The 21,600-nt window shown below is 51.0% G+C and carries 22 protein-coding genes; 10 read left to right on the top strand and 12 right to left on the bottom strand.

What is annotated here, in order from left to right:
* Position 1: 1 nt before the first annotated feature.
* The 7 genes from CIK89_RS09990 to CIK89_RS09960 form a co-directional block, all read right to left on the bottom strand.
* Positions 2-1,117: an efflux RND transporter periplasmic adaptor subunit gene (locus tag CIK89_RS09990; RefSeq protein ID WP_094391214.1), complete on the bottom strand. Its 1,116-nt coding sequence runs from the start codon at positions 1,115-1,117 to the stop codon at positions 2-4.
* A gap of 41 nt (positions 1,118-1,158) precedes the next feature.
* On the bottom strand, positions 1,159-2,403 hold the full coding sequence (locus CIK89_RS09985) for an ABC transporter permease (protein ID WP_094391213.1): 1,245 nt from the start codon (positions 2,401-2,403) through the stop codon (positions 1,159-1,161).
* A gap of 36 nt (positions 2,404-2,439) precedes the next feature.
* Positions 2,440-3,702 (bottom strand): ABC transporter permease, encoded by a 1,263-nt coding sequence (locus CIK89_RS09980; RefSeq protein WP_094391212.1) that lies wholly within the window; start codon positions 3,700-3,702, stop codon positions 2,440-2,442.
* A 6-nt stretch (positions 3,703-3,708) separates the two neighbouring features.
* Positions 3,709-4,419 (bottom strand): ABC transporter ATP-binding protein, encoded by a 711-nt coding sequence (locus CIK89_RS09975; protein WP_094391211.1) that lies wholly within the window; start codon positions 4,417-4,419, stop codon positions 3,709-3,711.
* 135 nt (positions 4,420-4,554) lie between these two features.
* The gene (locus CIK89_RS09970; RefSeq protein ID WP_094391302.1) at positions 4,555-4,923 is read right to left on the bottom strand and encodes a GntR family transcriptional regulator; all 369 of its coding nucleotides are present in this window, start codon (positions 4,921-4,923) and stop codon (positions 4,555-4,557) included.
* A 17-nt stretch (positions 4,924-4,940) separates the two neighbouring features.
* Entirely contained in the window at positions 4,941-5,777 is an 837-nt protein-coding gene (locus tag CIK89_RS09965) for a hypothetical protein (RefSeq protein ID WP_144007399.1), read from the bottom strand.
* Between the two features lie 16 nt (positions 5,778-5,793).
* The gene (locus CIK89_RS09960) at positions 5,794-6,615 is read right to left on the bottom strand and encodes an ABC transporter ATP-binding protein (RefSeq protein ID WP_094391209.1); all 822 of its coding nucleotides are present in this window, start codon (positions 6,613-6,615) and stop codon (positions 5,794-5,796) included.
* A gap of 378 nt (positions 6,616-6,993) precedes the next feature.
* On the opposite strand from CIK89_RS09960, the gene CIK89_RS09955 reads away from it, so the two are divergent.
* Together CIK89_RS09955 and CIK89_RS09950 are read left to right on the top strand one after the other, a co-directional pair.
* Positions 6,994-7,974: a bile acid:sodium symporter family protein gene (locus CIK89_RS09955; RefSeq protein WP_094391208.1), complete on the top strand. Its 981-nt coding sequence runs from the start codon at positions 6,994-6,996 to the stop codon at positions 7,972-7,974.
* 179 nt (positions 7,975-8,153) lie between these two features.
* Positions 8,154-8,528, top strand: coding sequence for a desulfoferrodoxin (locus tag CIK89_RS09950; protein WP_094391207.1), 375 nt, complete (start codon positions 8,154-8,156; stop codon positions 8,526-8,528).
* A gap of 24 nt (positions 8,529-8,552) precedes the next feature.
* On the opposite strand, the gene CIK89_RS09945 is transcribed toward CIK89_RS09950, so the two are convergent.
* Positions 8,553-9,440, bottom strand: coding sequence for an NAD kinase (locus CIK89_RS09945; RefSeq protein WP_094391206.1), 888 nt, complete (start codon positions 9,438-9,440; stop codon positions 8,553-8,555).
* Positions 9,441-9,565: 125 nt separating this feature from the next.
* Between CIK89_RS09945 and CIK89_RS09940 the strand changes: the two genes are divergently transcribed.
* The 7 genes from CIK89_RS09940 (at position 9,566) to CIK89_RS09910 (ending at position 16,527) form a co-directional block, all read left to right on the top strand.
* Positions 9,566-10,279: a pyridoxine 5'-phosphate synthase gene (locus CIK89_RS09940; protein WP_094391205.1), complete on the top strand. Its 714-nt coding sequence runs from the start codon at positions 9,566-9,568 to the stop codon at positions 10,277-10,279.
* A 56-nt stretch (positions 10,280-10,335) separates the two neighbouring features.
* A complete protein-coding gene (locus CIK89_RS09935) occupies positions 10,336-10,899 on the top strand; it encodes a DJ-1 family glyoxalase III (RefSeq protein ID WP_094391204.1) in 564 nt (187 codons plus the stop codon).
* Positions 10,896-11,555, top strand: coding sequence for a 2-C-methyl-D-erythritol 4-phosphate cytidylyltransferase (locus tag CIK89_RS09930; protein ID WP_094391203.1), 660 nt, complete (start codon positions 10,896-10,898; stop codon positions 11,553-11,555). Before CIK89_RS09935 ends, CIK89_RS09930 begins: the two co-directional genes overlap by 4 nt.
* Positions 11,552-13,651, top strand: a complete 2,100-nt coding sequence (gene recG, locus CIK89_RS09925; protein ID WP_094391202.1) for an ATP-dependent DNA helicase RecG — start codon at positions 11,552-11,554, stop codon at positions 13,649-13,651. The genes CIK89_RS09930 and recG overlap by 4 nt, the downstream gene beginning before the upstream one ends.
* 252 nt (positions 13,652-13,903) lie before the next feature.
* Positions 13,904-14,857 carry a M23 family metallopeptidase gene (locus CIK89_RS09920; protein WP_173824984.1) on the top strand — a complete coding sequence of 318 codons (954 nt, stop codon included), beginning with the start codon at positions 13,904-13,906 and terminating at the stop codon, positions 14,855-14,857.
* Between the two features lie 28 nt (positions 14,858-14,885).
* Positions 14,886-15,455 carry a C40 family peptidase gene (locus tag CIK89_RS09915; RefSeq protein WP_094391201.1) on the top strand — a complete coding sequence of 190 codons (570 nt, stop codon included), beginning with the start codon at positions 14,886-14,888 and terminating at the stop codon, positions 15,453-15,455.
* Between the two features lie 10 nt (positions 15,456-15,465).
* Positions 15,466-16,527 (top strand): CapA family protein, encoded by a 1,062-nt coding sequence (locus tag CIK89_RS09910; protein WP_094391200.1) that lies wholly within the window; start codon positions 15,466-15,468, stop codon positions 16,525-16,527.
* Between the two features lie 336 nt (positions 16,528-16,863).
* Here CIK89_RS09910 and pgeF read toward each other — a convergent pair whose 3' ends face one another.
* Genes pgeF through hpt form a run of 4 tightly spaced genes read right to left on the bottom strand, consistent with a single transcriptional unit; the run spans position 16,864 to position 19,984 of the window.
* Positions 16,864-17,661, bottom strand: coding sequence for a peptidoglycan editing factor PgeF (gene pgeF / locus CIK89_RS09905; RefSeq protein WP_094391199.1), 798 nt, complete (start codon positions 17,659-17,661; stop codon positions 16,864-16,866).
* The gene (gene obgE, locus CIK89_RS09900) at positions 17,651-18,823 is read right to left on the bottom strand and encodes a GTPase ObgE (protein ID WP_094391198.1); all 1,173 of its coding nucleotides are present in this window, start codon (positions 18,821-18,823) and stop codon (positions 17,651-17,653) included. The genes pgeF and obgE overlap by 11 nt, the downstream gene beginning before the upstream one ends.
* A gap of 10 nt (positions 18,824-18,833) precedes the next feature.
* A complete protein-coding gene (locus CIK89_RS09895) occupies positions 18,834-19,406 on the bottom strand; it encodes an adenylate kinase (protein ID WP_094391197.1) in 573 nt (190 codons plus the stop codon).
* Positions 19,407-19,438: 32 nt separating this feature from the next.
* On the bottom strand, positions 19,439-19,984 hold the full coding sequence (gene hpt / locus CIK89_RS09890; RefSeq protein ID WP_094391196.1) for a hypoxanthine phosphoribosyltransferase: 546 nt from the start codon (positions 19,982-19,984) through the stop codon (positions 19,439-19,441).
* A 91-nt stretch (positions 19,985-20,075) separates the two neighbouring features.
* On the opposite strand from hpt, the gene CIK89_RS09885 reads away from it, so the two are divergent.
* Positions 20,076-21,590: an NAD(P)H-hydrate dehydratase gene (locus CIK89_RS09885; protein ID WP_094391195.1), complete on the top strand. Its 1,515-nt coding sequence runs from the start codon at positions 20,076-20,078 to the stop codon at positions 21,588-21,590.
* The last annotated feature ends 10 nt before the right edge of the window (positions 21,591-21,600 follow it).

Raw genomic sequence — 21,600 nt, 5'->3', positions numbered from 1 at the left:
CTTATTCCTCCTTGTTATCATCGGCAATGATCTGCGGACCGCGCACCCTGTCTTTGAGGGAGAGTCCCTTCTTAATCTCGATATTCACGCCGTCGCTCAGTCCGGTGACCACAGCCTGGCGGGTATAGGTCTTCTTATCGGCAGTACCGCGGACGAGATAGACGAAGGTAGAGTCGCCACTGAACTCGATGGCACTCTCCGGTACGGCGATGACCTTTGACGCCTTTGCCAGGACAATCTCGGCATTGGCACTATAGCCCGACCGCACCTTGCCGCCCTCGACAGCATGGACGGCAGCCTTCACCTCAAACTGGTTGGCACCGTTGTTTTCTATGGCTTTCGGAGAGATATATTCCAGACTGGCGTCAAACTTCAGGTCTTGCATGGCACCGATGGTGATCTTCATGGGCATGCCCGCCACGAGGCGTCCCACCTCGGTCTCGTCGATATTGCCTCGGAAGATGAGGTCGTTCATGTTTGCCACCGATGCAATAGTAGTACCGTCGTTGAAGGTGTTGCTGAGGATGACGGAGTTGCCCACCTTGACGGGGATGTCGAGGATGACACCGCTGATGGTAGATCGGATGAGGGTGGATGAAGCGTTGGCATTAGACTTCGACACACCGTCGCGCACCACCTCAAGGGCATCCTGTGCAGCCTTCGCCTCTTCGGCGGCCTGCTTCATCTGCTGTCGCACCTTGTCGTATTCGTCAGCCGAGACAAGTTTCTGGTCGTAGAGATTCTTCTCGCGATTGTAATCGACCTCAGCCTGTCGCATATTGAGGGTAGCCAGGCGCACCCGGCTCTCCGCCGAACTGAGCTGTCCCATGTCGGGGATGACCTTCACCTTGGCAATGACTTCGCCAGCCTGCACATAGTCGCCAGCCTCCTTGCATATCTCGGTGATGATGCCGCTGATCTGCGGTTTGATGTTCACCTCGTTGCGCGGTTCTATCTTGCCCGTGATGACGGTCGTTTTGAGGATATCCTCCACCTTCGGAGTATATTCACTATACTGCACCTCCTTGGGCAGCGATTTCTGATAGAGGAACACGAAGGTTCCGATGAATACCAAGGCAACAATGGCTGCGATGATGAGTTTTGAGTATTTCTTCATATCATTTATATGTTTTTGTTTTCTTATATGGTTAGCTGTGCTTATTCGTCGCGCATGGCATCAACGGGTTTGATGCTCATGGCACGCCATGCGGGAGCGAGTCCTGCCAGTCCGCCCAGCAGACTGAGCAGCAGGGTGGCGATGATAGCCGTCCAGAAGCCCACTTGGAAATGGGCGGCAAGGATACCGTCTTCAGTGCTTGCCAGTTCGATGAGTTGAAGCACACCCACGCCGAAGAGGATGCCACTCATGCCCGCCACGGCAGTCAGGACGATGCTCTCCGACATGATCTGCGAGAGAATCATCTTCGGTGTGGCGCCGATGGCACGGCGGATGCCAATCTCTGTAGTGCGCTCCCTGACCGTCACCATCATGATGTTGGACACACCGATAGCACCTGCCAGCAGCGTGCCTATGCCCACGAGCCATATCAGGAAGTTGACACCGTTGAAGAGATTGTCGAGCATGGCGAAGAGCACCTCGGTATTGAAGGTGGTGATGGCTTTCTCGTCGGTCGGGTCGATCATGTGGGCACGTGCTATGACGGTGCGGATGCGGTCGGTCAGCGTACTCATCACCACTCCAGGTTTGCCCGTCACCGCCAGACTGTGGATCTGGTCACCGGTGTTGTAGGTCTTACGGAAGAGGGTGTAGGGGATGGTGACGAGTTGGTCGGGGCGTCCGCTGATATTGATGCCGTTGACCTTGTAGTCAACACCCACCACGGTATAGTAGGCGGCATCGACACGGATGCGCCTGCCACAGGGGTCGCCACCACCGGGGAAGAGTTTCTTATACACCTCCTTGCCGATGACACACACCTTGCGCGCCTGTCTGACGTCCATCTCGTTGATGTAGCGCCCGTAGTACATCACGGGCGGTGCCACCCTGGCATAGTCGTGGTCCACACCGGCGACGGTGGCATCGAAGGAGTACTCCCCCACCACGGCTTTCTTGTTGCCGCCAAACATATAGGGCGTGATGATGTCGAGTTCGGGCACCTGCTGGCGCAAGCGCGTCATGTCATTCTCCACCATAGACACATAGCGGCCCTTGCGGAATCCCTTGTAGGGCTTGGTGGTGTTCTGCGTCCATATCATGGCGGTATTGGTGGCAAAGCCTGCGAAGTTAGACTGCAACATCTCCTTCAGTCCCTGTCCGCCGCCTATAAGGACGATGAGCATGAACACACCCCAGAACACACCGAATCCTGTGAGGAAGCTGCGGCTCTTGTTGCGGGTGATGGTGTCGAGTATCTCGCGATAGGAATCTATATCAAATTTCATAGGAATGAATATGTTTTATCTGAATGATACATCAGGTCAGTCTGCCCGCAAGGCTTCTATCGGTCGCACGCGGGCTGCCTTGACGGCAGGGATGAGTCCGGCAACGGTTCCTGCCAGTACGATGAGCATGGTGGCTTGGAAGCAGACGTCGAGACCTACGGTGGGATCTACAAACATGGTGGCTTGAAAGAGTCCGGTGTCTATCACCTCGTGGCCGATGGTGGCATCCATATACTCGTTGGCGGCTACGCCAAGCACCATACCTATATAGCCGAAGAAGGAGGTGATGATGACGCTCTCGGTGATGATGAGTTTGAGGATGGACCAGGGCTTGGCGCCAATGGCTTTGCGGATGCCAAACTCACGTGTGCGCTCCTTGACGGTGATGAGCATGATATTGGACACACCCACTATGCCGCTCAACAGCGTGAAGATGCCTATCACCCACAGGGCGACGCGTATCATACGGATGCCTTTTGCCATCTGGATATTATCCATATAACGATTCCAGATGTAGATGGCAGACTCGTCGGCAGGGTCGGCATCGTGCTGGGTGTTAATGGTGGCGCGGTAGCGCTTCTCAAAAGCGTCGTTCTGATCTTCGGTGACCAGGTTCTTGATTTCAAACTGGATGACGCCTACCCAGCCGGCATTGCCCATATAGATGGCATTGAGGGTGTGGTAGGGTATGCAGGCGCTCTGGTTTCTGCTCTGCTTGTCGTCCTTGGTGATGCCCACCACTTGAAACGAGATGTTGCCGACGTTGACCTGCCTGCCTATCAAGGCACGAGGGTCTTTGGTCAACTCTTTGGCTTGTGCTTCGCAGAGCACGATGACCTTGCGGCGCTCCTTCATATCAATATCGTTGATGAAGCGGCCTGCCAGCAGTTCCACCTTATTGATACGTTGGTCGCTGGGATACACACCCGACAGGTCTTGGGCAGAGAGGTAGTTGTCGCCATAGGTGATATTGACCCCATACTTCGACAACAGGGCACCCACCTCCTGGGTATTGTCGGAGAAAGCACGATTGGTAATGTCGAGGTCTTGGGTGCGCAACTGTATGTTACGACCTTCTTTCAGTCCGCGATAGGCTTTAGAGGTATAGCCTCCATACACCTGCATCGAGGTGGAGAGTCGTCTGTCAGACTGTTGCAACTGTGCATTGATGAGTCCGTTGCCTGCGCCCAACAGGAAGATGAGCATGAAGATGCCCCATGCCACGGCAAAACCGGTGAGCGAGGTGCGCAGTTTGTTGCGCTTCGACGTGCTCCATATTTCTTTGATGAGTTCTCGCATAATGTATTATTTCACATAGTCTTTCGACACGAGGTGGTGGTCGAAATTGTTTTCTATACTTCCTATCAGTCCGTCTTTGATATGGATGACCTTATCGGTCTCGTTGGCAACACCACTCTCATGGGTCACCACGACGATGGTCATGCCATCCTTCTGATGGAGCTCCTTGAGCAGATCCATCACCTCGACACTCGTTTTAGAGTCGAGCGCACCCGTCGGTTCGTCGGCAAGGATGATCTGCGGTTTGGTAATGAGGGCACGGGCAATAGCCACACGTTGCTTCTGTCCGCCCGACATCTCGTTGGGATAATGGTCTGCCCAGGGTGCCAAACCGAGGCGGTCGAGATATTCCATCGCCATCTGGTGGCGTTTGCGTCTGCCCACGCCCTGATAGAAGAGTGGCAGTTCGACATTCTCCACGGCAGTCTTGAACGAGATGAGGTTGAACGACTGGAAGATGAAGCCTATCATCTTGTTGCGGTATTCTGCGGCACGGGTCTCGCTGAGGTCGCGTATCAATACGTTGTTGAGCAGATATTCGCCCGAATCATAGTTGTCGAGGATGCCGAGGATATTGAGCAGAGTCGATTTGCCTGATCCTGATGCACCCATGATGGACACAAACTCGCCACGGGCTATGTCGAGGTTGATGCCCTTGAGCACGTGGAGCGGTTGTACGCCCTGATAGGTCTTGTTGAGGTCACTGAGGTGAATCATCTTGTTGGTTTTTATGTTTCATTGTTTCAAACCGATTGTGTGGTTTGAGTTTTTAATGTCTGTTTGACGCATCATAGCGCAAAAAAGTTGCACCATGGCTGATATTTTTTCTATGACAGCCGTTTCTGTGCTACATCAAGGCTGTGCGTCGAGTGCTTGGCGCAATGCCTCATCCACTTCATTGATAGTGATGCCGAGCAACTTCATCTGTCGTGCCAATTCGGGGAGGTGCTGCTTCATAAACTCGGTCTTTCTCACCGTTTGTATCTGGTCTCTTGCACCTTTTGCCACAAAATAGCCCAGTCCGCGCTTGTTATAGATGACACCCTCGGCAGCCAACAGGTCGTAGGCCTTCACCGTGGTATTGGCATTGACCTCCAATAGCACAGCATATTCTCTGACACTGGGAATGCGTCCGTCTTCCTCATACATTTGTGCCAGAATCTCATCACAGAGGCGGTCGGCTATCTGTACATAGATGGCTTTATCATTACTGAAATTCATAGCAGTTTTCTTTTTGTTTATAAATTGATCCATCTGTTGCAGATGACCTGCATACGGGTGAACACCTTATAGGATAGCCAATACTGAAAACCTGCGAGCAGCAGTTCGGCTATGAGGAGACAAAAGATCCAGCTGTTGTCACCATGCATCAGGCAGGTCGTTATAGTGCCTGGTACACTCTCAATCACATAGATCACCAGATAGATCATCACGATGAAGAGGATGCCTGACACCACAATGGTGTGCTTGCGGAAGAGGGTTCCACAAAGGATAAAGAAACTATGGACGAGCACTCCACAGGTCATGATCAGCAGAGACAGCATTAGGGCACCGGCGGAATCGATGCTTTCTATAAAAGTAGTCCATATTTTCCATAGCAATGCCATGATAGAGAGGCATACGCTCTGATGGTGACCGGGCAGGAGTACGAAACTGAATATCAGTTGCACCAGGTCAGATACTACGATGGCGGTGATCATTGCGACGGCAGCACCAAGCGTAGAGAAAAGGAATCTGCTGATATACTTTTCAAGATTGCTGGCTGGCAGCATCAGAAACTGTTCGCGCTGTCCAGTGGTCTTCATCACCATGAATATCTGTGTGGCCATCATATACATGGCTATGCTGAAAATCATTAAAACATATTGTGACATCCCCCAATAGCTAAGGTCGATGGTATCGGGAAAAAGCTGATACTGCTTGCTCAACTGATACAGCTGCATGATAAAGAAGGGCAACAGGGCGAAGGTCATGCCAAGCATCATGTTCAGATAGCTCTTCAAGTTGGTAAACATATCCCAACGCATCACCATCAGCAATCGGCTGAATTGAAAATTATTGTTCTTTGTATTCATTGTTAATTTGGTTTGTTTATCTCAGTTTTCCATTAATTACTGCATTAAACAGCAATTCGAGATTCATCGGTGTTTCATGGTCGGAGGGCTGTCGGCGGACTATCACGGCATTACCCTGCAAACTGGGTTCTGCATAGAGCACGCTATCGTCCATCTCTGCCGGTGTGCGGTATTCAAACTTGTAGTCATCGCTGATATCGCTTACCGAAGCATTGAGCAAGAGATTGCTCTGACTGAGGATCAGCACGTGGTCGAGCAACGACTCTATGTCGTGCACCTGATGGGTGGAGATAATCAGGATGCGGTCGTCGGTCATATTGTTAGCTATGACCTTGCGAAACTGACTCTTCGAGGGGATGTCGAGACCGTTGGTAGGCTCGTCCATCAGGAGCAAGCGAGTGCCTGTGGCAAGTGCAAAACTCATGAAGGCTTTCTTCTTCTGACCCATCGAGAGTTGGTGGAGCTTGGTTTGGCGAGACAATTCAAAGTCTGCCAGACAGCGTTCAAGTACCTCTTCGCTGAAATGCGGATAGAATCCCTTGTTCATCTTCACGTAGGTGTCGAGGGTCACTGGAGGTAGCGTAAACTCTTCGGGTACCATGAAAATATCTCCCAACATAGCGGACCGGCGGTCGCTGGCTAATACTCCGTCAATGAACACACCACCCTTCTTGGGGCGCAACAAGCCACAAAGCAGATAGAGCAACGTACTCTTGCCTGTGCCGTTCTTGCCAAGAAGCCCATAGATTTTGTTGTCTGTCAGTTGCAGACTGAAGTCGGAAAAGACCTCACGTTTCGTTCCAACATAATTGAAACTTAAGTTTTCTACTTGTATCATATACTTGCGTGTTTGGTGTATTACTGTAATAGTACACCGCAAAGGTATGTATTATTCGAATACCATCCAACATTTTCAGCCATTTTTTTTGCACTGCACACAACATTTAACATTTACACCTTAATATATATAAGGAGCATCGGGCGATGAGGTGGAAAAGATGTGCCGCTGTGGTGGGATTTATTCATTTCAGTATTACGCAAGGACTGTTTCCACGAACAGCCCGTGCGACACGTCGTACACAGCTGTCGATGCGTACCGCAATCCATGGACTTACGATCTTCGAGAAACGCTTGTTGGACAAGAAAACTGCTTTTTGTTTGCTTGTTTGCAAGAAATGGAGTACTTTTGCAAACCGTTTCAACAACAAAGAAAGACATGAACACAATAAAACACATGCAGGCTGTCAGCCGCCTGTTGGCTGCCCACGCTTCAGTATTTGTCATAGGCGTGGCACTCGTCACCTTCTTTTTCCCGCATCTCTTCGACTGGGTGCGTGGCACAACCCAAACCGTCATTCTCGGCATCATCATGCTCACCATGGGTCTGACGCTCACCACCGATGATTTCCGCATCCTGGCACAACGGCCGTTTGACGTATTGATTGGTACCTGTGCGCAATTTTTCATCATGCCTGCCGTAGCATGGCTGCTGGTACATGTATGGCACCTCGATGCCCCGTTAGCCTTGGGCATTCTCTTGGTAGGATGCTGTCCGGGTGGTGTGTCAAGCAACATCATGAGTTATCTCTGCCATGGCGATGTGGCTTTCTCGGTAGGCATGACATGTGCCTCAACACTCCTTGCACCGGTAATGACACCACTGCTGATGCAGATTACAGCAGGCGAAATCATCCACATCGATGCCGTCGGCATGTTCATCAATATTCTGATTGTGACCATCATACCTGTGACAATAGGTTGTGCACTCAACAAGATCTACAGCCGAAAGGCATGTTTTCCCACCATACAGAGTCTCATGCCGGGCATTAGCGTCACTTGTCTCGCCATCATCGTGGGCGGTGTCATCTCTACAGTCCATGACGATCTGTTGGAAGGCGGCGTGATGCTCTTCTTCTGGACCTTTGCCGTGGTGTTCTGCCACAATTCATTGGGCTATCTGTTAGGATGGTTTGCCGGACGCGCAGCCGGTTTCAATACTGCCAAGAAGCGCACCATCAGTATCGAGGTGGGTATGCAGAATGCCGGTCTTGCCACGGTATTGGCAAGCAATTTCTTTGCTGCACAACCGCTCGCCGTATTGCCATGCGCCATCAGTTGTGCGTGGCACAGCATTTCAGGAACCATCCTTGCCGGGCTTTACCTGAAGTATGACAAGCGCAAGGAGCAAACCAACTGAAGCAGTAACACATAGCCTATCATACCTACATCACATCGTCCCACCTTTTCAATCTATGGATTGGAATGGTGGGATGATGGTTAAAAAAACACAAGAAAACCTATCAAACGACACAAGGTAACGGATTAATCCGTAACTTTGTGGTGATAACCATATTATAAACTAAATTATTCAGAGCTATGGCAACAAAGAAAAGAGAAATTTACCGATGCACCATCTGCGGAAATATCGTAGAGGTGTTGCACGAAGGTGCAGAAATGTCATGCTGCGGAAAAATCATGCAGCGTATGAACGAGAAAGGTATCGATGGTGCTGTAGAGAAACATGTGCCCATAGTAGAGCGCATTGAAGGCGGCTACCGCGTCAGCGTGGGGAGTGTGGAACACCCCATGACACCTGAACACCACATCGAATGGATTGAACTGCTGACCGACCGTGACGTGATGCGCCATGAGTTGAAGCCCGGAGAGGCTCCTGTGGCTGAATTCATAACCGATGCGAAAATGGTTACGGCACGTGAATACTGCAACCTCCACGGACTCTGGAGAGGCTGACAAATCATTCCCGCCATCCATGCATCATCCGCGTTGATCGGCTCCCCACATCATTTTGTCGCGCAGGGTATGGAAGTATTTCTGACCTGCGCGCTTCACTACCTTCACCCGGTATGGGGCTTTGCGAAGCGTCAGTCGGGTGGAATCGGGCAATTTCTCCGAACGACCGTCGAGTGCCACCAGGAAATTGTGGGAACGGCTCTCTACGGTGAGGGTGATTTCTGAATCTTCGGAAAGTACCAAAGGACGCACATTGAGCGAATGGGGAGCTACCGCCGTGATGGAAAACACATGGGTGCCGGGCACGATGATCGGACCGCCCACTGAAAGGGAATACGCCGTACTGCCGGTTGGCGTACTGATGACCAGTCCGTCAGCCTGATAGGTTGTCACGTAGTCGCCATTGATCGTGGTGCGCACAGTAATCATCGCTGCCACATCACGCTTGAGGATAGCCACATCATTCAGCGCAAAAGGACATCCTGCCAACGGCTGTCCGTCGGTCTCTACCTGTAGCACCGTGCGGGTATCGATAGCATAGTCGCCCTCATAGATGGCTTGCACCATGGGATCTATCTCCGGTGGATTGATATCTGCAAGGAATCCAAGTCTTCCAGTGTTGACACCGATGATGGGAATTTGCTTTTCTCCCACCATAGAAGCGGTTTTCAGAAAAGTGCCATCACCACCCATCGACACCGTAAAGTCTGCTTCAAAATCATTGCCGTCAAACACCTCTACCCCATCAAGTGACAGGTGCTGACCATGAACGAGGAATCGATGGAACTCGCGCTCCATACATACTTCAGCCTCATGCATAGCTAAACAATTCAGTATCTTTTGTACAGATGCTGACTTTTTAGCTTGGTAGGTGTTGCCGACAATGGCAAATCGCAGTTTTCTTGAAGTCATATAAAAAATCTAATTTATTAGGCGTTAATTCACAAAGTTTTAGTACCTTTGCGCTGAATATACGCCACAAAATTAGTATTTTTTGGCGAAACATCACTATCTGTTAAGACAAATTTTTGAAGAAGATGACAAAACTAAGCGTAAACATCAATAAAGTGGCTACTCTGCGCAATGCACGAGGAGGCAACAACCCTGATGTCATCGAGGCTGCACGCAACATCGAATCGTTTGGTGGACAAGGCATTACCGTACACCCACGCCCCGACGAGCGTCACATACGCTATCAGGACGTGCGCGACCTGCGCCCCATCATCACCACAGAGTTTAACATCGAGGGAAATCCCATCGACTCGTTTGTCAAATTGGTTCTGGAAGTTGTACCCACACAGGTGACACTTGTGCCCGACGGTCACGACCAAATCACCTCCAACCACGGTTGGGATACACTGGAAAACCGCAATTTCCTGACCGACATCTGCCACACCTTCTCACAGGCTGGCATACGCACCAGCATCTTTGTGGATGCTGATCCGAAGATGGTGGAAGGGGCAAAGGCATGCGGAGCAGACCGCGTAGAACTCTACACCGAGCCTTACGCTTCAGGATACAACAGCAACAGAGAGGCTGCCATTGCTCCTTTTGTGGCTGCTGCAGAGGAGGCACGACGCATAGGCTTAGGCCTCAACGCCGGCCATGACCTTTCGCTCGAAAACCTCCACTATTTCCATTCTCGCATTCCTTGGACCGACGAGGTGAGCATCGGACATGCACTCATCTGCGATGCACTCTACATGGGACTGAAACCTACCGTCGAGAAATATCTCATCGCACTGAAATAAGCATACAGCCACTATGGGCATCATATTCAGAAAACTAACCAACACATGATATAACTATGGCAAAAGCATACGTATTCCTTGCTACGGGATTTGAAGACATCGAAGCGCTTATCCCTGTTGACATCTGGCGTCGTGGCGGTATCGAAGTCACTACCGTCAGCGTTACCGGTCAGAACGTTGTGACATCAGCACACGGTGTGAACATCGAGGCTGATACTTGTTTCGAACAGTGCGACTTGACTGATGCCGACCTGCTGTTTCTGCCGGGTGGTATGCCTGGTGCTACCAACCTCTATCAATGCAAGCCGCTCTGCGAAGCACTGTGCAAGCAGGCGGAAGAGGGACGACTCGTGGCAGCCATCTGCGCATCGCCTGCAGTAGTATTGGCAGCTATCGGACTGCTCGACGGTAAGAAAGCCACATGCTATCCGGGATTTGAAGGCAATATGACCAACACGCATTACACGGCTGACCTGGTGACCATCGACGGCAATATCACCACCGGTGAAGGGCCTGCGGCAGCATTCCCATTTGCCTACGAACTGCTGGCACAGCTCAAAGGTGTGGATGTGGCAGATGCCATTGCAGAAGGTATGCGCTATAAACACCTCATGGGATGACCGACTATATCATCATCGTAGCCGGTGGCAAAGGACTGCGCATGGGCAGCGACATTCCCAAACAGTTTCTCCCCATCGGCGGAAAACCCGTGCTGATGCGCACTATCGAACGCTTCCACCATTTTTCGGAAGCGCTCCGGATTATCCTTGTGTTGCCTAAAGCCCAACAGGCCTACTGGCATGAGCTGTGTGGGCAGTATCAGTTTGACGTGCCCTACATGTTGGCTGACGGCGGCGAGACTCGCTTCCATAGTGTGCAACACGGACTGGCACTCATCCCCGATGATGCACAGGGTGTGGTCGGTGTGCACGACGGTGTGCGCCCATTCCCTGCTATCGACGTCATTCGCCGCTGCTACGACACGGCACGCACGGCAAAAGCGGTGATTCCGGTGACTCCGGTGGTTGAGACTTTACGCCACATCACCGAGGGCACAAAGCCCAGAGGCGACTACCGTTTGGTGCAAACTCCACAAACTTTCGACATCCAACTACTGAAGGCTGCCAACCGCCAACCTTTCTCCGAGGCGTTTACCGACGATGCGTCGGTGGTAGAGTCCTATGGACATGCCATCACAATGGTAGAGGGCAACCGAGAAAATATCAAGATTACCACTCCCTTTGACTTGGCTATTGCCGAAACACTCTGCCGATGACCGACATACTGCAACAGGATATCCAGTATATGGCGGGGGTCGGACCCAACCGCAAAAAGGTGCTTAGCGAAGAACTGGGCATCAATACCCTTGGCGACCTGTTGCAATATTACCCCTACAAACATATCGACAGAAGTAGAATTTATACCATCCACGAACTGACGGGCGACATGCCGTTTGTCCAAGTATGCGGCAGAATACTCAGTTTCGAGTCGTTTGACATGGGACACCGCAAGACGCGCGTAGTGGCTCACCTTTCCGATGGCACGGGCGTGATAGACCTTACCTGGTTCAACTATGCCAAGGATGTGCCCAAACGCTACAAAACGGGCATTCCATACATCGTTTTCGGGCGACCCACCATATATAACGGCAGGGTACAGGTGGTGCATCCTGACCTTGAACCTGCCGAAAACATCCAACTCTCGGATATGGGGATGCAACCCTACTACAATACGACAGAGAAGATGAAGAAACGTGGGTTGAACTCACGGGCGCTCGACAAGATGACCAAAACACTACTCGATTTGCTCAAGCAGCCTATTGCCGAGACACTACCCGACTTCATCACGCGCCCCAACCACCTCATCAGCCGAGACGAGGCGTTGCGACAGATTCACTATCCGCACAATGCCAAAGAACTGGAACGCGCACGGCTGCGACTCAAATTTGAAGAACTTTTCTACGTTCAGCTTAATATATTAAGGTACGCGAGCGATCATCGGCGCAAATACCGCGGCTATGTTTTCTCGCATATCGGCGAGTGCTTCAACGGTTTCTACCATAACCACCTGCCCTTCCAACTGACCGAAGCACAGAAACGAGTGCTCCGTGAGATACGCAAAGACACTGCTTCGGGCAGACAGATGAATCGGTTGCTACAAGGCGACGTGGGTTCGGGCAAGACACTGGTGGCACTCATGACCATGCTGATGGCACTCGACAATGGCTATCAAGCCTGTATCATGGCGCCAACCGAGATTCTTGCCGAACAACACCTACGCACCATCAGCAGCTTTCTTGAGGGCATGGACATCAGCGTCGGACTGCTGACGGGTATGGTGAAAGGCAAACGGCGAGAACAAGTGCTCAACGATCTGGCTGACGGGACGTTGCAGATTCTCGTGGGCACCCATGCCGTGATAGAAGACACAGTACAGTTTGCACGACTGGGCATGGTGGTGGTCGATGAACAACACCGTTTCGGTGTGGCACAACGCGCCAAACTATGGAGCAAAAGCGACAATCCGCCACATATCCTCGTAATGACAGCCACACCCATTCCCCGCACCCTGGCTATGACACTCTACGGCGATCTCGATGTCAGCATCATCGATGAACTGCCGCCAGGACGCAAGCCCGTGGTCACCACCCATGCCTTCGACAGCCGAATACCATCGCTCTACGATGGACTGCGCAAGCAGATGCAACAGGGACGACAGGTCTATGTGGTCTTTCCGCTTATCGAAGAGAGCGAGCGCATCGACTTGAAAAGCCTGGAAGATGGCTATGCCACGCTGTGTCAGGTGTTTCCGGAATACCGACTGAGCAAGGTACACGGCAAGATGAAAGCCAAGGAGAAAGACGAAGAGATGCAGCGCTTTGCACGCGGTGAGACACAGATGCTCGTGGCAACGACCGTGATTGAGGTGGGAGTCAACGTGCCCAATGCCTCGGTGATGGTCATCATGGAGGCGCAACGCTTCGGACTCAGCCAGCTCCACCAACTGCGCGGACGTGTGGGCAGAGGTGCCGAACAGAGCTACTGCATCCTTGTGACCTCACCCAAACTGGCTGAAGAGACGCGCAAGCGCATAGACATCATGTGTGAGACCAACGATGGTTTCCGCATTGCCGAAGCCGACTTGAAACTGCGTGGACCGGGCGATCTGGAGGGAACACAGCAGAGCGGCATGGCTTTCGACCTCAAAATTGCCGATATCGCACGCGACGGACAGATTGTACAGATGGCACGCGACGAGGCACAACGCATCATCGACGCAGACCCCACCTGTCAGTCGGAGCGCTACCACATGCTTTGGGACCGTCTGCGCCAACTTCGCAAGACCAATATCAACTGGTCTGCCATCTCGTAAAAAGTGGGGAAAACGAACTGGGAAAATCTATTTTTCCCATAGAAAATGCACGATCGTCCCATAAAAACGAGGGCAAAAACAGGCAAAAGACAACCTGCGACAAATCAAAAAAAAGGCAAAATCCGCTACGTAAAGTGTTAAATTACACACAAATAGTGTTAACACTTTACCGATTTTAGAAATAATTTCGTAACTTTGCATCGTTCTGTTTTTATTGAAACCGAACGAGAATACGAACCGAAAAGAATAATTATGTTTTTTAAAAATCTAAAGAAAATAGCATTCCTAACCGTTGCAACCGTATGTACTCTCCCGACGATGGGACAGGATCTGTTGGCACGTCAGGCCCCTATAGACAGAAAGATGAAAGCAGTAGATAGCATGGCTCTCCGTCGCCTCATTCAGGCAGAGAGCTATGAATCACCAGCAGCAGACCTCTATAACGACTGGGATAACAGATATGCCCATAAAGCAACCAACCTCCCCGACACTTTCCGCATCAACCTGCGCAACTTCTGCATGCCCACCACCAACCGCGTTATCACCAGCAACTTCGGTTCGCGTTGGGGACGCCAACATAAGGGACTGGACATCAAAGTATATATCGGCGATACCATCCGCGCTGCCTTCAGTGGCAAGGTGCGCATCGTGCGCTACGAAGGACGTGGCTACGGAAAATACGTAGTCATCAGACACAACAACGGACTGGAAACCATCTACGGTCACATGTCTGCACAATTGGTGGCTGAAAACCAAGAGGTGCGTGCCGGAGATCCCATCGGACTGGGCGGAAACACCGGACGCAGCACTGGTTCACACCTCCACTTCGAGACGCGTCTGTGTGGCATAGCACTCAACCCTGCCCTGATGTTCGACTTCAGAAACCAAGACGTGGTTGACGACTACTATGTATTCCGCAAATCTACCTACAATCGCGAGTCGGCAGAAGCTACCCGTCTGCGTGGTGTAGCCGGCGGCAGGTCATTTGGCGACGACCTCGATTTTGCTGACAACAGCACTCCTGCTGCACGCCAGAAGGGCACAAGCAGCCGCTCTGCAGCAGCTCGTTTCCACAAAGTATCAAAGGGTGAATCGCTCTATTCTATCGCTCGCAAGCGCGGTACGTCTGTTGATGCCATCTGCAAACTGAATCACATCAGCAAGAGCACCAGACTCAGACCAGGTCAAATCCTGAAATATAACTAAACCAACCAAATAACCTAAACTAAAGAAAATGAAACAGAAAATTCTACTATGCATCATGCTTGTGTTGCTGTCCTCTGTGGATATGACATGGGCAAAAGGCAAGAGAAAGAAGACAAGAAAGACCCAACGCACCGAAACTGTCTATGAAGAGATAGAGAATTTCGACTTCTTATATACCGATGATTATGACGGTACGGCAACATTTGCCACTTCAAACAGCATCATGGATCAGGCCACAGCTCTCATCGGCACACGCTATCGCAGCGGAAGCAAAGGCCCTTACGCCTTCGACTGCTCTGGTTTCACCAGCTATGTGTTTGGACAACACGATATCAACATCGGCAGTTCGTCGCGCGACCAGTATGCACGCAACATCCCCATCAAGCGCTGGGAGATGCAACGTGGCGACTTGGTGTTCTTCACCAGTCCTCGCTCCGGACGCGGTGTAGGTCACGTAGGTATTGTGATGGACTATGATCCCATCAACAACACCTTCACCTTTATCCACGCCAGCACCAACGAAGGTGTGAAAATCAGCAGTTCTACCGAAGGCTACTATAATCGCCGCTATGTAGGCGCACGCCGCGTGGCGAAGTAACAGCATCTTCATGTTCCGATTATTACTCACTCTTACTATATGGGCAGGTCATTCTTTGACCTGCCTTTCTGCTTCACTGACCATCGCTCTTACGGGAGATATCATGATGGGCACCACCTATCCCACACCACGACTACCGCGAGGGGATGGCAAATACCTGTTTCGCGACACACGCGACATCCTCAGGCAAGCCGACTTGGCAGTGGGCAATCTTGAAGGAACGCTATGCGACAAGGGTGAAACACGCAAGGAGGGCAAAGCCAACAACTATGCTTTTCGCACACCAACAAGCTACGCCTGGTGGCTGAAGGATGCCGGCTACGACTTTGTGAGCATGGCAAACAACCATAGTTTCGACTTCGGCATAGAGGGAGTCATATCCACCGAGCACGCTTTGCGACAGCAGGGCATCGCCTTTGCAGGCATTGCCGGACGATCGGAAACAGCCGTTGTCATGCGCCAAGGTGTGCGCATCGGTCTCTGCGCCTTAGGCCACAACAGCTATACAGTCAGTCATCTCGACCTGAAGAAAGTGGGTAAACTGTTGAAACAGCTGCGCCAACAGTGCGACATCATCATCGTTTCGTTCCACGGTGGAGCCGAGGGGACGGCACAGAGTCATGTACCCAACGGTATGGAGGGCTTTCTGGGCGAGCGTCGTGGAGCATTGCGCCAACTGGCACACTACTGCATTGACCACGGTGCCGACGTGGTTTATGGTCACGGTCCGCATGTGGTTAGGGGCATTGAAGTCTATAAAGGACGGTTCATTGCCTACAGTCTGGGCAATTTCTGCACACCCTTCGGCATCAGTCTGCAAGGTGTTTCTGGCTACGCACCTATAGTGACGGTGACAATCGACCACAAGGGCAGATTTCAAAAAGGTCGCATCTATTCGTTCATACAAAGCTACGGCACAGGTCCGCGCAAGCAAGATGGTAAGCGTTTCTTGGTGGCACACCAGATGAAAGCACTATCCGAAACCGATTTCCCACATAGTGATGCATGGATAGATCTGCATGGAAACATCGGACTGATACGTTACACACGACGTTCTCTGACCACCATTTGACCACCAACCGATACCACATTCCTCCCTTGCAATTATCACCTGGCATTGCAAATCAATTTGTTTTCCTCAGCAAATCAATTTGTTTTCCTCAGCAAATCAATTTACTTTCCTCAGCAAATCAATTTGTTTTCCTCAGCAAATCAATTTACTTTCCTCAGCAAATTCATTGAAATTGCAGACCAAATTCATTGATTTTACTCAGCAAATTCATTGAATTTGCAAGCAAACAGACCGTTTCAAATGGTGTAATTGATTGATACTTTGCGGTTTCAATGATACTCAAAAACACACGCAGAAACCGACTATATCAATCGCAACAGCATGCTCCCATCACCGTCAATCGCGATGGGGAGTCAGCATGATGCCGTTGTATATCCTACCACTGTCTATTCCAAGGTGGCGCGCAGAGAAATACATATCCGACTGCGCATAAGTGCAAATGCCTGAAGAGATGATGCGCTGAGGGTCAACACCAAGTTGAATCAACTGGCGACGATTACATTCGGGCAGATCAATATGCCATTTCTGGTATCGCCGGCTGATTGGTTCCATCTCAAAGCCAGCATCAACAAACTGCTGATAGACCTCATCGCCCACTTCAAAATGGTCGATACTGATACCAGGACCTATTGCTGCGGTAAGCTCTGAAGGTTGTGTACCGTAAGCAGCACGCATGCGTTCAATGGCTTTGACCACAATACGCTGTACGGTGCCACGCCATCCGGCATGGACAGCACATACGGCATGGTGTGCCGCATCATAGATCAACACGGGAATGCAATCGGCTGTTGACACGCCAACACAGATGCCCGGCACATCGGTCATCACCGCATCGAAACCGTCTGTCAGTTCGTCACGCACCACAGCAGGCTGTTCGGTAAAGTCGCGGCCTATCTGTTTGACCTCGGCAGCATGCACCTGGTGGGGCACTACGAGTTGCGCCATACCGATGCCAAGGCGTTGGCAGAGCGCTGTGCGGTTGGCTTCGATGTGGGCAGGGTCGTCGCCACAATATCTATTGATATTAAAAGCAGCGTAATTGCCCTCGCTGCATCCACCTTTTCTGGTGGTACTGAAGGCAATCACGCCGTTTCCCATATCGTAATCGTGCCACTGGGGCAGATTATTCTTCATCTTCGTATTCAAAATCTTCAAGGTCGTCAACATTCTCAAGGTCGTCGTCGTCGAGGTAGATGATATCTTCATCTTCGCCCTCATCCGCCATTTCCTGTGCAAACATCGACATATCCTTGTCGCGGTGTACGATATTCTCTTCACCGATGGCAGTAGCCAACTTATTGCTTTCGTCGTTGAGTTCTGCCCAAAGCACATCTTTGAGCTCGTCAAGACCTTGGTTGGCAACAGCCGATATGAATACCACGGGGAGATCGTCGGGCAGAGTCTCACGCAACATGTCGATCAGTTCCTCGTCGAGCAAATCACACTTGGTGACCGCCAGCACACGGTGCTTATCGATCAAATCGGGATTAAACTGCCGCAATTCATTGAGCAGTATCTCGTATTCGCGCTTGATATCGTCGGTATCGCCAGGCACCATAAAGAGCAATAGTGAGTTGCGCTCAATGTGGCGGAGGAATCGCAAACCGAGTCCTTTGCCTTCGCTGGCTCCCTCAATGATACCGGGAATATCTGCCATCACAAACGATTTGTGGTCGCGATAGCCCACGATACCGAGGCTGGGCTCCATCGTGGTGAAGGGATAATTGGCTATCTTCGGACGGGCATTCGACAAGGCTGAGACCAGTGTGGATTTTCCGGCATTGGGAAAACCGACAAGGCCGACATCTGCCAACAATTTCAGTTCGAGGATCACAGTCATTTCCTGCATCGGTTCACCGGGCTGCGCATAGCGCGGAGCCTGGTTGGTGGCTGATCGGAACTGATAGTTACCCAATCCGCCGCGACCGCCTTTAAGGAGCATCACCTCTTGTCCGTCGTAGGTTACATCGCAGACATATTTGCCGGTTTCAGCATTATAGACCACCGTGCCACAGGGCACGTCGATGTAGATATCCTTGCCGTCGGTGCCGTGACACTTGTCGCGACCGCCATTACCGCCGTGTTCGGCGAAGATATGGCGCTCGTATCTCAGGTGTAACAACGTCCAATAGTTGTGGTTGCCACGCAGAATGATGCTTCCGCCCTTGCCTCCGTCGCCCCCGTCGGGGCCGCCGTTAGGGTTGTATTTCACATGGCGCAGGTGCATAGACCCACGTCCGCCTTTACCCGAACGGCAACAGATTTTCACATAGTCAACGAAATTGCTTTCCGGCATATCAGTCGTATTAAAGATTATCGATTACTTTCTGGATGTCGCCGAAGATGCGATCCAGAGTGCCAAGTCCGTCGATGTGGTGGTGAAGGCCTTCCTTCTTATACCACTCTACGAGGGGCATGGTCTGTGAATGATATACTACGAGGCGCTTCTTGATAGTCTCCTCGTTGTCGTCGGCACGACCACTTTCCTTTCCGCGCTTGATGAGTCGAGTCATCAACTCCTCTTCGGGCACGTCGAGTTCAATCATGGCAGCTACCTTGTGGCCACGCTCATCAAGCATTTTCTTCAGTGCTTCAGCTTGTGGAATGGTGCGGGGGAAACCGTCGAAGATTACTCCGGCGTGATCTTTGCCAAATGAGTCATACACATTGGCAAGGATGCTAATCATCAGATCGTCGGGAATCAACGCACCCTTTTCAATATAGCTTTGAGCGGTCTTGCCCAACTCTGTTCCGTTTTTAATCTCGTTGCGAAGCACATCGCCAGTAGAGATATGACCCAAGCCATACTTCTCGATGAGCAAATCGCTCTGTGTTCCTTTACCGGAGCCAGGAGCTCCGAAGATTACAATATTCTTCATTTCTTTTCCAAATAAAATTAAAAAGTTTATCCTTACTCGTTATCTGTCTTTACTTTGTAAATTTCCTTCAACTGACGACCTTGCTGGTCATAATCCAAACCATAGCCCACAATGAAGTCGTTGGGGATGGTGAATGCCACATAGTTAATATCGAGCTGCTCCTGCAAGCGGTCGGGTTTCATCGTCAGCGTACATATCAACACACGCTCGGCATGGCGGTTGTACAGTTCGTTGAGGATGCTGCGCATGGTCAGACCGCTCTCGATGATGTCTTCCACAATAACCACTGTGCGTCCGGTGAGGTCTTGGTTCACACCGATCAACTGCTTCACCTTACCAGTAGAGGCTGTACCTTCATAGCTTGCCACCTTGACAAAGGTCACTTCACAGGGAATCGTCACCTCGCGCAATAGGTCAGCGGCAAATATAAACGCTCCGTTGAGCACCGCCATAAACAGCGGATTGTCATCCTTCAGGTCGGCACTGATCTGGCTGCCGAGCTCCTTGAGGCGTTGTTTGATTTGCGATTCTGATATCGATGTCTCGAATGTTTTGTCCTTGATCTTTACGACTCCCATATATAAGGAATATAAAATTTCTTGCAAAATTACTAAATTTTCAGCAAAGTATGACTATATATTACTATATTTTTGCTAATTTTGCAGTGAAATGAAGATATTTACAAGCGCTCAGATTCGTGAGCTTGACCGATATACCATTGAGCATGAGCCCATTCAGAGTATCGATCTGATGGAAAGAGCAGCTTCCACATTGGCAAGAACCATTGCCAATACATGGGACAGCTCAGTGAAAGTTGTCGTTTTTGCCGGCCCTGGCAACAACGGCGGTGATGCGCTTGCCGTGGCACGACTCCTCGGCGAGCAAGGGTATCAAGTGGCTGTTTTTCTCTTCAACATCAGAGGCAGACTATCGCCCGACTGTCTGATCAACAAACGGAGAGGGCAGGAATGTAAGCACATCAAGAAATTTGTAGAGGTAACACAAGAGTTTGACCCGCCACAACTGGAGAAGGGAATGCTTGTCATCGACGGACTTTTCGGGTCGGGACTCAACAAACCGCTGGCGGGTGGATTTGCCTCACTGGTGAAATACATCAATGCTTCGCCGGCTGAGGTCGTGGCTATCGACATGCCTTCTGGCTTGATGAGTGAAGACAATACCTACAATGTCAGCTCTAACATCATCAGGGCATCGGTCACACTGACGCTGCAACAACCCAAACTCTCGTTTCTCTTCCCTGAAAACCAACAGTTTATCGGCCGATTGCGAACACTCGACATTCGACTGAGTCAGGAGGGTATCAGTAAAATAGATGCCAACTACACCGTCATCGAAGAGTCTGATGTCAGGCCATTGTTGAAAGATCGCAATCCTTTCGCCCACAAGGGACAGATGGGACACGCACTGATTATGGCTGGAAGTTACGGCATGGCAGGTGCTGCCATACTCGCTACCAAGGCATGTCTGCGTGCTGGCGCTGGAAAAGTGACGGTTCATACTCCACGCAAGAACTGTCAGATCATGCAAGTGGCAGTGCCCGAAGCGGTGTTGCAGCTCGACCATGAAGAAACTATCATCACTGAAGCGGTAGATACAGAAAACTTCCAAGCACTGGGCATTGGACCTGGTATAGGACAAAACGAAGCTACTGCCATACCATTCATCGCACAGTTGCGACGCGCCACCTGCCCCATTGTGGCTGACGCAGATGCCATCAATATCCTGGCAAGTCATCGCGCATGGAAGCAACAGCTGCCCAAAGGCATCATACTCACCCCACACGCCAAGGAACTCGACCGACTGGAAGGTGCATCGATGGATAGCTTTGAACGACTAACCAAAGCTCACCAACTGGCAGAACGACTGCATGGCTATGTCATCGTAAAGGGAAGATATACCGCCATCTGCATGCCCGACGGACATATACGTTTCAATTCGACAGGTAATGCGGGGATGGCAACTGCTGGAAGTGGCGATGTGCTCACCGGAATCATTACCGCACTATTGGCACGTGGCTATGAGCCTCAACATGCTTGTATTGTGGGTGTGTATCTCCACGGACTGGCTGGCGACCTCGCTGCACGCGACTTGGGAGAAGAGAGCCTCACGGCAAGCGATATCATCGACTATCTGCCTCGAGCATTCAAAAGATTAAAAGAATAAAAACATAACA

Source organism: Prevotella sp. P4-119, from assembly GCF_002251345.1.
In the GTDB taxonomy this organism is placed as follows: domain Bacteria; phylum Bacteroidota; class Bacteroidia; order Bacteroidales; family Bacteroidaceae; genus Prevotella.
Note: the sequence above shows the minus strand (reverse complement) of the source record. Positions and strands in the feature narration are given on the sequence as shown.